The sequence below is a fragment of the Roseateles sp. DB2 genome, assembly GCF_051857535.1.
Taxonomy (GTDB): Bacteria; Pseudomonadota; Gammaproteobacteria; order Burkholderiales; family Burkholderiaceae_C; genus Roseateles_B.
In genome coordinates this window covers 22,120-34,779 of sequence record NZ_JBPZGY010000005.1, presented here as the reverse complement: position 1 = coordinate 34,779, position 12,660 = coordinate 22,120, and the positions used below count along the sequence as shown (strand labels likewise).

3 protein-coding genes are annotated in these 12,660 nt (G+C 72.3%); all 3 read left to right on the top strand.

All coding sequences use genetic code 11. From position 1 onward, the window contains the following. Positions 1 to 78 precede the first annotated feature (78 nt). From ACS5PK_RS09675 to ACS5PK_RS09665, 3 genes are read left to right on the top strand one after another with little or no spacing between them, the layout of a single operon-like run. Entirely contained in the window at positions 79 to 2,328 is a 2,250-nt protein-coding gene (locus ACS5PK_RS09675) for an AMP-binding protein (RefSeq protein ID WP_439440026.1), read from the top strand. A gap of 13 nt (positions 2,329 to 2,341) precedes the next feature. Further along, complete coding sequence (locus ACS5PK_RS09670; protein WP_439440025.1) at positions 2,342 to 8,008, top strand: type I polyketide synthase; 5,667 nt, start codon at positions 2,342 to 2,344, stop codon at positions 8,006 to 8,008. Then, positions 8,005 to 12,654, top strand: coding sequence for a condensation domain-containing protein (locus tag ACS5PK_RS09665; protein WP_439440024.1), 4,650 nt, complete (start codon positions 8,005 to 8,007; stop codon positions 12,652 to 12,654). The genes ACS5PK_RS09670 and ACS5PK_RS09665 overlap by 4 nt, the downstream gene beginning before the upstream one ends. Positions 12,655 to 12,660: the final 6 nt, after the last annotated feature.

Here is a 12,660-nt window from a genome sequence, read left to right as displayed (position 1 = left end):
TGGCGCCGGCCCGCACCCGCGCTCCTCGGGGCCTCCGCCGTGATGGCCCCGGCCCGTCACCTCCACACGACACGCCCCATGGACCGCTCACTCTTCCCCCTGCCGCAGCTGCCGGCTTCCATCATCGAGACCCTGCAGGCCTGGCGCGACCAGACCCCCGACCGCCTGGCCCTCACCGTGCTGCGCGAAGGCGAGGAGGTCGAGCGCCAGGCCAGCTATGCCGAGCTGCATGACGAGGTCACGCGCGTGGCCGCCGCCCTGCATGCGCAGCTGCCCGCGGGCGCGCGCGTGCTGCTGCTCCTGCCCACCGGCCTTGAGTTCGTCAGCGCCTTCTATGGCTGCCTGATGGCGGGCATGGTGGCCATTCCCGCCCACCATCCGCAGCAGGCGCGCAAGCTGGCGCAGTGGCAGAAGCTGCAGGCCATCGTGGACAGCAGCGGCGCGAGCTTCGTGATCGCGCCGGACAAGTCCCTGCCCCTGCTGCAGCAGATGCAGGCGGAGCAGGGCCTCTTCACCGGCTGCCGCCTCAGCGACTATGCCGCCCTGCTGGATGCCGGCACCGGGCCCATCCCCGCCCTGCCGCTGCCGCGCGCCCAGGACCTGGCCTTCCTGCAGTACACCTCCGGCTCCACCGGCACGCCCAAGGGCGTGATGATCACGCACGGCAACATCATCAACAACCAGCAGGTGATCGCCCAGCTGATGGGCCACCACCGCGACACCCGCGTGGTGTCCTGGCTGCCCCTGTACCACGACATGGGCCTCTCGGCCGTGCTGCAGATGGGCTCGGTCGGGTCCAGCCTGGTGCTGATGTCGCCCGTGGCCTTCGTGCAGAAGCCGTTGCGCTGGCTGCAGGCCATCTCGCACCACCGCGCCACCACCTCGGGCGGCCCCAACTTCGCCTACCAGCTGGCCGCCCAGGCCCTGCAGTCCGACGAGGCCCAAGGCCTGGACCTGCGCAGCTGGGACCTGGCCTTCTGCGGCGCCGAGCCCATACAGCGCAGCACCGTCGAGGACTTCCTGGGCGCCTCCGCCGCCCATGGCTTCGCCCCCGGCGCCTTCTTCCCCTGCTACGGCATGGCCGAGGCCACCGTGCAGGTCACGGGCGTCGACAAGGGCGAGGGCATCCGCTATCTGGAGGTCAGCAACGCCGCCCTGGCGCGTGGCCGCATCGAGGCCCCAGCCCCCGGCGCCCCGGACGCCGACCGCAAGAGCCTGGTCTCCTGCGGCAGCACCCGCCTGGGCCATGAGCTGCTGGTGGTCGATGAACAGGGCCGGCCCGTGGCCGACGCGCACCAGGTCGGCGAGATCTGGGTGCGCGGCGGCAGCGTGGGCGCCGGCTACTTCGGCCTGCCTGAGCTCAGCGAGCAAACCTTTGGCGCACGCCCGGCTGCGGCCTCGGCCGCCGAGGGCGGCTACCTGCGAACGGGGGACCTGGGCGCCGTGATCGACGGCCAGCTCTACGTCACCGGGCGCGTCAAGGACCTGCTCATCATCCGCGGCCGCAACATCTACCCGCAGGACGTCGAGGACTGCGTGCAGGACGCCGTGCCCGAGCTCAAGCGCGGTGCCGGCGCGGCCGTCTCCGTGCTGGTCGACAAGGAAGAGAAGCTGGTCGTGGTGCAGGAGATCGGCCGCAGCCAGCGCCGCAGCCTGCAGCTGGACGACACCCTGCGCGCCATGGTCCAGGCCATCGGCGAGGACTTCGGCCTCACGCCGCACCAGGTGGTGCTGGTGGAGCCCGCCACCATCGAGAAGACCTCCAGCGGCAAGATCGCCCGTGCCCTGTGCCGCAAGGCCTATCTGCAAGGGCAGCTGCGCGTGGTCGCCAGCTGGACCGAGGGCCTGGGCGAGGCCGCCGCCGAGGCGCCTGCCGCCACCCCCGCCACGCCGCTGGCCGAGCCCGTCGGCGGCCTCAGCCTGCAGCGCCAGGTCGAGCAGATCATTGCCGGCGTGGTCGCGGAATTGCTCAAGACCCAGCCCAGCCGCGTGCCCCTGGACCGCGCCTGGGTGGAGATGGGCTTCGACTCGGTCAATGCCCTGCAACTGGCGCTGAAGGTCGGCCAGTCCACGGGCATCGAGTTCGAGGCCACCGTGCTGTGGGACTGCGCCAACATCGCCGAGCTGGCCCAGCATCTGGCCGGCCAGAAGGGCGCTGCCGAAGCCCTGGCCTCGCGCCCGGGGGCAGCGCTGCCAGCCGCGGCGGTCGCCACAACTGCTCCGTCCCCCTCCACCCCGGCCCCCGCCCCCGCGGCGCTGGCCCACACCCTCCACTCCCTGTCCGATGCCGAGGCCGAGGCCTTGCTGCTGAAGGAACTGGAACGCTAGTCCCCTGCCCATCATGAGCGAGTCGACCCCCGATCTCTCCCCCATCAAGAAGGCCCTGCTGAAGATCGAGTCGCTGCGGCGCGAACTCGAGGAGGCCCGGCAGGGCAAGGAGGAGCCCATTGCCATCGTCGGCATGGGCTGCCGTCTGCCCGGCGGTGCCGACTCGCCCGACCGGCTCTGGACCCTGCTGGCCGAAGGCCGCGATGCCATCGTGGAAGTGCCGCCCGACCGCTGGACGGACGATCTCTTCGACCCCCAGCCCGGCCGCCCCGACACCAGCTACAGCCGCCACGGCGGCTTCATCGAGGACGTGGACCGCTTCGACGCGGCCTTCTTCGGCCTCTCCGGCCGCGAGGCCCGGCGCCTGGACCCGCAGCAGCGCCTGCTGCTGGAGTGCAGCTGGCGGGCGCTGGAGGACGCGGGCTTCTGCCGCGAGAGCCTCAAGTCCCAGCTGACCGGCGTCTTCGTGGGCCTCTCGCTGGACGACTACGCCCGCCTCAGCGACCACGTGCCGCCCGCCGAGCAGAGCTTCGCCCAGACCTCGCTGGGCACGGCCCGGCCCTTCTCGGCCGGCCGCATCGCCTACCTCTTCGGCTTCCACGGCCCCACGCTGCAGCTGGACACGGCCTGCTCCTCCTCCCTGGTCACCACCCACCTGGCCTGCCAGGCCCTGCGCAACCGCGAGTGCGACCTGGCCCTGAGCGGCGGCGCCAACCTGATGCTCTCGCCCGAGATGAGCATCGCGCTGAGCGAGCTGCAGGCCCTGTCGCCCGACGGCCGCTGCAAAACCTTCGACGCCGCCGCCAACGGCTATGTGCGCGGCGAGGGCGCCGGCATGGTGGCGCTGATGCGGCTGTCGGACGCGCAGGCCCAGGGCCGGCCTATCCGTGCGCTGATCCTGGGCTCTGCCATCAACCACGACGGCCGCAGCAACGGCATGACCGCCCCCAACGGCCGCGCCCAGCGCGACGTGATCCGCGCCGCCCTGCAGCGCGCCGGCCTGCGACCGGAGCAGGTGGACTATGTCGAGGCCCACGGCACCGGCACGCAGCTGGGGGACCCCATCGAGCTGCGCGCGCTGGAGGAGGTCTACTGCCGCGACGTGGCCCGCAGCCAGCCCCTGCATGTGGGCAGCATCAAGACCAATATCGGCCATCTGGAAGGCGCGGCCTCGGTGGCGGCGCTGATCAAGGTGGCCTGCTCGCTGGAGCGCGGAGAGATCCCCCGCCACCTGCATTTCCAGAACCCCAGCACCCATGTGGACTGGGCGCGCAACGGCATCCGCGTGACGGACCAGCACATGGCCTGGCCGGCCCACGACGCACAGCGCCGCATCGCCGCCATCAGTGCCTTCGGCATGAGCGGCACCAATGCGCATCTGATCATCGAGGCGCCGCCGCCCGCGTCAGCGCCTTCAAGCGAGCTGCGGGACGAGCGCCCGCAGCTGCTGGCCTTCTCCGCCCACAGCCCCGAGCTGCTGGCCCGCAGCCTGCAGGACGCCGCCGCCCTGCTACGCCAGCCCCAGGCCCCCGCCCTGCCGGACCTGGCCTGGACCCTGCGCCACCACCGGGACCGCCAGGCCTGGCGTGCCTGCGTCGTGGGCCAGGACCGCGAGGCCGTAGCGGCAGCCCTGGACGCCGAGGCCCGCCGCTGGGCGCAGGCGCGGGACGCCACCCCCGCGGGCCGCTCCCGTCTGGCCCTGCTCTTCACCGGCCAGGGCGCCCAGACGCCCGGCATGGGCCGTGCGCTCTACCAGAACTTCGCGCTCTTCCGCCAGGTCGTCGACGCCTGTGACGAGCGCTTCGAGGGCCGGGCCGAGCACGGCCTGATCGACGTACTGTGGGGCGACCGGCAGGACCTCATCCACGAGACCCGCTACACCCAGCCCGCCCTCTTTGCCCTCGAGCTGGGCCTGGCCCGGCTGTGGATGAGCTGGGGCCTGGAGCCCGAATTCCTGATGGGCCACAGCGTGGGCGAGTACGCGGCGGCCTGCGTCGCGGGCGTCTTCACGCTGGAGGAAGGCATGGACCTCATCAGCGCGCGCGGCGCCCTGATGCAGGACCTCTGCCCGCCAGGCCGCATGACGGCGGTGCTGGCCGCTGCGCAAGACCTGACCCCCTTCCTCGAAGCCTGGCGCGGCCGCGTGGAACTGGCCGGCGACAACGGCCCCGCCAGCGTGGTCGTGGCCGGCGACGACGAGGCCATGGACGCGTTGCAGGTGCAGCTGGAGCAGGCCGGCCTCCAGTGCCGGCCCCTGCAGGTCAGCCGCGCCTTCCATTCGCCGCTGATGGAGCCCATGCTGGCGGCCTTCGCCGACGTGGCACGCCAGGTCCGCTTCCAGCCGCCGCGCCTCCCGCTGGTGTCCAACCTCACCGGCCGGATCGAGCAGGAGCGCTTCTGCGATCCGGACTACTGGGTCCAGCACGTGCGCCAGGCCGTGCTGTTCCGCCCCGGCCTGCAGACCCTGCTGGAGGCCGGCGCCACCGACTTCCTGGAGATCGGCCCCGGCCAGACCCTCAGCAAGCTGGCCCGGGCCTGCGCCGCGCCCAAGGCCGTCCGTCTGCATCACAGCCTGGACGGGCAGGCGGACCTCACCGCCCTCTGGACCAGCCTCGGCGCCCTCTTCGCCGCCGGCCAGGAGCCCGGCTGGAACGCCGTCGACCGTTCGCTGGACCAGCATGGCGCGCCGCAGCGCGTCCCCCTGCCGCCCTACCCATTGGCGGACACCCGCTACTGGCTGGGCGAGCGCAAGCCCGCGCGCGCCGGCCTGTTGCAGGGCTCGGCCTTCCTCGGACGCCAGCCCCGCGATGCCAGCCTGCTGGGCCCGGCCCTGCACCTGCCGGGCAGCGGGCGCGAGCGCCGGCATGAGCAGCGTCTGTCGCTGGTCAGCCATCCCTTCCTGGCCGGCCATGCTGTCCATGGACAGCCGCTCTTCCCGGCCGCGGGCTACCTGGCCCTGATGCTGGACGCCATCAGCCCCGGCAGCACAGAGGCCCGCCTGCCGCTGCAGCTGCGCGACATCGCCTTCGAGCAGGCCCTGCCCCTGTCCGCCGAGCAGGCCCTGCGCCTGGTGACGGTGCGGGCGCCCGGCGAGTCCGGCGAGTCCGGCGAGTCCGGCGAATCCGTCGAGCGCATCGAGATCCACACAGCACCCGAGGCGGGCCCGCAGCCCCCGGCCTGGACCCTGCATGCCAGCGGGCAGACCGGGGCCCCCGAGGCCGCCGCTGCCCAAGCCGCCACGTTGCAGGCCTGGCGCGAGCGCTGCACCGAGACCCTGGCGCCCGAGCAGCTCTACGAGCGCCTGGCCGAAGCCGGGCTGCAGTACACCGGCGCCTTCCGCGCGCTGGGCGGCCTGTGGTGCGCCCCGGCCACAGAAGGCACGGAAGCCTGGGAGGCACTGGGCCTGGTCGAGCGCGTGGGCGCGGCCACCGGAGCCAGCCACTTCGCCGATCCGGCCCTGCTGGACGCCTGCCTGCAGGTGGTGGCCGCCGCCTGCCTGCAGCAGGGCATGGAGGGTCAGGTCTTGCTGCCCGTGGGCTTGCAGGCCCTGGACTGCCATGCCGCCAGCGGCCGTTCGCAGCGCCTGTGGTGCGCGGTGCGGGTGCAGCCCTCGGGGGCGCAGCGGCGGGCTGATCTCTGGATCCATGACGAGCACGGCCAGACCGTGCTGGCCCTGCAGGGCCTGCAGCTGCACGCGGTCGCGGCCGCCCAGCTGCGGCCTGCCTCCGCGGCGCCGGTCCAGGCCCACAGTCTGCGCTGGCAAGCCTGGACGCCCGTCGCACGCAGCGGCACCGCGCCGCAGGTGGCCCTGCTCTCGCCACTCGCGGGGCCTGAGGCGATGGCCGATGACCTGCGCAGCCTCTGGCGTGATCACCAGCTCCCGCTGGACCTGCTGCCCGCAGCCCCCAAGGCGGGCGAGGCCAACGCCACCGAAGCTCGCGCGCACTGGCAGCAGGCCCTGCGCGACTGGGCGGCCCGGGCTGCGCCGGGCCAGCCCCTGGTCCTGCTGCACGACTGGCAGCCGCCCTTCACCGACGACGCCAGCGGCCCTCAGCGGCTGCAGGCCGTGGGCGAGGCCTATGCCGCCGTGGCGGGCCTGTGGCAGGCGCTGCAAGGCGTCGAGCTGGGCGAACGCCCGCTGAGCCTGGCCCTGCTCACGCATGGCGCACAGGCCGCCGGGGCCGAGGCCGTGCAAGCCGAGCAGAGCGCCGCCTGGGGCCTGGGGCGCAGCCTCATGCACGAGGCCGCCGAGCTGCCGCTGCTGCTGCTGGACCTCCCAGCCACGCCCACGCCCGAAGCCCTGGGCCTGCTGCCGCGCTTGCTGTGCAGCAGCGAGCTCGGCGAAGAGCGCCAGTTCCTGCTCCGCGACGAGGGCCTGCTGCTGCCCCGTCTGCAGGAACGCCCGCTGGCATCGGCCCAGCCGCTGGCGCTGGAACCCGGTACCTATCTGCTCACAGGCGCCCGCGGCGCCCTGGGCCAGCAGCTGCTGGACCGCCTGCTGCAGGGCCCGGGCCGGCGCATCGTCGCCCTGGGCCGCCACTTGCCCGAGCCCGCAGAGGTCGAACGCTGGCAGCAACAGGCCCGCGCGGCCGGCAGCGAGCTGGTTTGGCAGCAGCTTGACGTGGCGGACGGCCCGGCCGTGCAAGCCCTGGTCGACGGCCTCTCCCGTGACGGAGGGCCGGCGCTGAAGGGCGTCTTCCACTGCGCCGGCGTGCTGCAGGACGGCCTGCTGGCCTCGCAGGACCAGGCCCTGGTGCGTCAGGTCCTGGCGCCCAAGCTGGCCGGCGCCTTCCATCTGCATCAGGCCACGCAAGACCTGACCCTGCAGCACTTCGTGCTCTTCTCTTCGGTGGTCTCCTGCATCGGCTCGCCCGGTCAATGCGCCTACGCTGCGGCCAATGCCTACCTGGACGGCCTGGCCCAGCTGCGCCGCAGCCGCGGCCTGGCAGGCCTCAGCCTCAACTGGGGCCTGTGGGGCGGCGAGGGCATGGCCGGGCAGCTGGACGAGGCGCAGAAGCAGCGCGCCGCAGCTTTCGGCCTGCTGGACATGCCACCCGAGGCCGCCCTGCAGGCCCTGGACGCGGTGCTGGCCGAAGTGCAGGCCGATGCACAGGCCGAAGTGGGGACCGACACGCCGTCCTCTGCGGGCGAGCACCAGCGACTGCTGTGGTCTGTGGACACGGCCCTGCTAGCCCAGCGCACCCGGGCCCCGGGCCTGCGCAAGTTGCTGGCCGATGTGGCAGGCAGCGCATCCACGCGCCAGGCCGACGTCGGACTGCCGGCCGGCCAGCTCAAGGCGGCGCTGCAAGGGCTGTCGGGCGACGCGCTGCATCAGGCCCTCAGCCAGGCCCTGGTCGACGCGCTGGCCAGCACCCTGCAGACGGACGCCCGCCTGCTCAGCCCGCAGCGGCCGCTGATCGAGATGGGCATGGATTCGCTCATGGCCGCCGAGTTCCGCAGCGGCATCCGCCGCGAGCTGGGCGTGGACATCCCCTTCGGCCGCCTGCTGGAAGGCGCCAGCCTGCAGGACGTGGTGGAGACCATCGCCCGCAAGCTCGAGCAGGCCGCCGCACCGGCATCGACGACGTCTGACGCACCGGCCACCCCGGCCGCGCAGACCCTGGACCAGGTCTCCACCGAGGCCTTCTTCGACATGGAAATGGAAAGCGGTCAGCTATGAGCTCGCTCGACTACATCAATGCCCTGGCCGCCCGCGGCGTGCAGCTCTGGACCCAGGACGGCAAGCTGCAATACAAGGCCCCCAAGGAGCTGATCACGCCGCAGCTGCTGGCGGAGCTCAAGGCCCACAAGGAGGGCCTGATCGCGCTGCTGGAGCAGTTCGGCACCAGCGCGGGCAGCTATGCGCTGTCCTACTCGCAGAAGTCGCTGTGGTCGCTGCACCAGTTGCAGCCCACCAGCGCGGCCTACAACGTCACCTATGCCTGCCGGCTGGTCGACAACCTGGACCTGCCCCTGCTGGCGCGCTGTGTGGACTACCTCATCGCCCGCCACCCCATCCTGCGCACCCGCTACGAGGTCAGCGAGGGCCAGCCCCGCCAGCAGGTGAGCCTGGATGCCGCGGCGCGCCTGGACGTCGAGCGCGTGCAGGGCCGCACGCTGGAACAGGTGCTGCAGTGGGTGGATCTGGAGGCCAACAAGCCTTTCGACCTGCGGGTGTCGCCCATTCGGCTCAAGCTGCTGGTCAACGAGAGCGAAGGGCCTGCCGAGGCGCCCCGCCATGCGCTGCTGCTCAATGTCCACCACGTGGCAGCGGACTTCTGGTCCCTGGAGATCATGGTGCGCGAGCTGTCCGCGCTCTATGCCCTGGGCCTCGCCGGGCAGCCCCTGCGCCTGGCGGCACTGCAGCACCAGTACAAGGACTTCGTCCAGCACGAGGCTCAGCGCCTGGCCGGTCCTGAGGGCGCGGTACTCGCCGCCTTCTGGACCGAGGAGCTGCAAGGTGAACTGCCACAGCTGGCCCTGGACGGTGACCGTCCGCGCCCGCCCCTCAAGACCGAGGCCGGCCGTGTCTACAGCCGCACGCTGGACCCGGCCCTGTCCCTTGCCCTGCGCCAGGCAGCCCGCGAGCAGCGGGTGACGCCGTACATGTGGATGCTGGCCGTCTACCAGCTGCTGCTGCACAAGCACACGGGCCAGGACGAACTCATGATAGGTGCGCCGACCTCCGGCCGGAGCATGCCCGGCAGCGAGCAGGTGCTGGGCCACTTCGTCAACACCCTCCCCCTGCGCTGCCGGCTGCAGGGCCTCACGCGCTTCGACCAGCTGCTGGAGCAGACGCGCCAGATGATGCTGCGCGTGCTGGATCACCAGGATTACCCCTTCCCGCTGCTGGTCGAGCGCCTGCGCCCCGCGCGCGACGCCAGTCGCTCGCCGGTGTTCCAGCTCATGTACAACTGGAACCAGCTGCGCAAGGGTTCAGAGGCTGTCCAGGAGCAGGTCCTGTTCGGCCCGGTGCTGGCCGCCTCCAGCACCGGCACCCGCGGAGCCACGCATGACCTGACCCTCAACATCCAGGACGACGGCCAGGACTACGTCGCCGCCTGGACCTACAACTGCGACCTCTTCGACGAGGCCAGCATCGCCTGCTTCGGCGCGCAGTTCGAGCAGCTGCTTGCGCAGTCGCTGAAGCAGCCCGCAGCACTGCTGGCTGAGTTCCGTCTGCCTGACGCGGGACTGGTCGAGGCCTCGCCCGGTGCTTGGCCCGGTACTTCGCCCGGTTCTTCGCACGAAGCTTCGCCACTCACGCCGGCCCTGCTAGGCAAGACCTGGCACCAGGCCTTGCTCGACAGGGCTCGGGCTCATCCGGAGCAGCCCGCCCTGCAGGACGAGGCCCGCGACTGCACGCTGGGCCGGCTTGCGCGGCAGGTTCAGTCCTGGCTGGAGGAGCTGCAGGCGCAGGGCCTGCGCGAGGGCAGCCGTGTCGGCCTGACGCTGAGCCACCCGCTGCAGGGAGCCCTGCTGTGGCCGGCCCTGCTGGCGCAGGGCGCGCAGGTCTGGTGGCTGGGCCCCGAAGACAGGGCCACAGGCCTGGACCTTCACGTTCGCGCCCCGACGGCGTCCGGTCAGTGGCTGCCAGCGCTGCAGTGCCTGCCCGGCGATGCGGCGGCCGATGCGGCCGATGCCGCCCCGGCCGCCAACCCGCTGGTGGGCCAGGCGGTGGGCGAGGCCCTGCAGCTAGGCCCACAGGACCGCCTGCTGCTGCCCTGGACCCCTGAACCTGCGCAGCTCGCGCTGGCCAGCGCCACCCTGGCCCTGGCCTGGGCACGCGGCTGCACGGTGCAACTGGCGGCGCTCTCGCCGACCGCACAGACCGCACAGACCGCACAGGCCCTGGCCAAGGAACTCGCGGCCCCCATTGCCACCTTTGAGCCCACGGGCCTGCTGCTGCCGGCCCTGTTGACGCCCTCGCTGGCCCAGGCCCTGCGCGCCCTGCCGGCTGACCATCCGCTGCCCCGCCTGCTGGCCCAAGGCATGCACGCGGAGCCCGTGCTGCGTTGGGCTGGGGCCGCGCCACGGTTCCTCCGCCTGGACCCCGCGTTCCCCGCGGCTTCGCCCTGGGTCTTCGAACCTGCGCCCCAGGGCTGGCGCTTGCTGCCCCTGGCGGGCTGCTGCGCGCCGCAGCTGCGCTCGGCCGCAGGTGAGCCGGCCGCGCCGCGTCAATGGGCCTGGGCCGACAGCGGTCCCGGTGGTGCCCCCGCCCTGCGCCTGCGTGCGCTGGGCGCCACCCTGCATTGCCCGGACCCCGGTGCACGCCGCGTGAGCCGGGGTGAGCGAGGCCTGGACGCCGGACCGGTCGAGCGCTGCCTCATGCAGCAGGCCGGCATCGCCCTGGCCGTGCTGCTGGAGCGCCCTGGTGATGCAGGCCCCGTGGCCACGGCCTATGTGCTGCGCCAGAGCGGCCCTGCCGTGTTGGACGATGCCACGCTGAACCAGCAATTGCAGGACCGCCTGCGCGCCGAGCTGCCTGAACAGCAATGGCCGCAGGCCCTGGTGCTGCTGGAGCAGCTCCCCCTGGACGCCGCACTGCGTCCGGACCTGGCCCGCCTGCCCGAGCCCGATCTGCAGGCCCAGGGCCGCGCCGCCGGCAGCGCCGTTGAGGAGCAGTTGGCCGTCCTGTGGTGCGAGGTACTCGGTCTGGAAAGCGTCACCATGGACGACGACTTCTTCCAGCTGGGCGGTGACTCCATCCTGGCGGCTGTCATCGTGTCCAAGGCTGGGCAGCAGGGCTTGTACCTGCGGCCCAAGGACCTGTTCGAGCACAGCAGCATCGCGCGCCTGGCCCGCGTCGTGAGCAGCACGCCGGGCATCGACGTTGACCAGGGCCCCGTCCTTGGCGACTTCCCCCTGGGCCCGGCTGCGCACTGGATGTTCGACAAGGTCGACCAGGACCTGGCCCACTTCAACCAGGCCCTGCTGCTGGAGTTGAACGAGACGCCCGACCCCGCGCTGATGCAGCAGGCGCTGCAGCTCCTGGCCCAGCACCACGACGGACTGCGCTCGCGCTTCGAGCAGCGGGAGGGCGTCTGGCTGCAGTGCATCGCCGCCGCGGAGGCGCGCGCACCGGACTTCGCGGTGATCGACTGCCGTTCGCCCAACGGCCAGACCTCGCTCCCTCGCTGGCGCGAGGCCATCGAGCAAGCGCAGACCGGACTGGACCTGGCCCAGGGCCCGCTGTGGCGCCTGCGCTGGCTGCAGGGCGGCAGCCTGCAGCAAAGCCGCCTGCTCGTCGTCATCCATCACCTGCTGGTGGACGGCGTGTCCTGGAACATCCTGCTGCAGGATCTGGGGCTGCTCTACGGGCAACTCAAGTCTGGCAGCAGCGCGCCCTTGCCCCTGAAGACCAGTTCGGTGCGCGACTGGGTGCAGGCCTGGCAAGGTCGACTGGGCGAGGCGACCCTGGACGCGGATCGCGCGCACTGGCGCCAGTTCGCCGGCCAGTTGCAGGCCCGCATGGCCGACGGCCAGGAGCGCCCGGCGCTGATGCGCCATGCCCTCAAGCCGCGCGCACCGCGTCATGCCGAAGAGGCGCATGGCTGCTGCCAGGTGCGGCTCAGCGCCGCGCAGACGGCGGCCTTCCGCGGCCCGGCCCATCAAGCCTATGGCACGGATGCCAACGATCTGCTGGTCGCGGCCCTGCTGGCCGGCTTCCAGCACTGGGGTGGCTGCCAGTCCCTGCTCCTTGACCTGGAAGGCCACGGCCGCGAGGCCCTGGCCGAACAGCTGGACCTGAGCCGCAGCGTGGGTTGGTTCACCTCCATCTACCCCGTGCTGGTGGAGGGCGCCGGCATCGACGATCCCGGTCGCCTGATCAAGACCGTCAAGCAGCGCCTGCGCGAGGTGCCGGGCAAGGGCGACAGCTTCGGCCCACTGCGCTATCTCGCGCCGGCTGGCGATCCCCTGCGCCAGTCTCTGGAGGCCATGCCGCCCTCGCCGGTGCTCTTCACCTACCTGGGCGTGGTGGAACAGATGGTGGGCAGCAGCGCCCTCTTCACCGGCCGTGCCGAGCCGGCAGCGGGCATACGCAGCCCGCGCCAGGCCCGCACGCATTTGTTGGACGTCTGCGCCTACATCAGCCAGGGCCAGTTGGTCCTGGAATGCGCCTTCACCGGCGCCAGCGCCGTGGAGGAAACCATGGGCTGCCTGATGACCAGCATGGCCGAGGCCCTGGGCACCCTGCTCACGCACTGCGAGAGCGCCGAAGCAGGCGGGCTCACGCCCTCGGACGTTCCTGCCATCGACATCAGCCAGGACGGACTGGACGAGCTGCTCCAGGAACTGGACGGCCTGCTCTCAACGCCGGCCTGAGGCCCG

Coding starts and splice junctions, on each gene's coding strand:
- ACS5PK_RS09675 (WP_439440026.1), top strand. CDS start 79: ATGGACCGCTCACTCTTCCCCCTGCCGCAGCTGCCGGCTTCCATCATC.
- ACS5PK_RS09670 (WP_439440025.1), top strand. CDS start 2,342: ATGAGCGAGTCGACCCCCGATCTCTCCCCCATCAAGAAGGCCCTGCTG.
- ACS5PK_RS09665 (WP_439440024.1), top strand. CDS start 8,005: ATGAGCTCGCTCGACTACATCAATGCCCTGGCCGCCCGCGGCGTGCAG.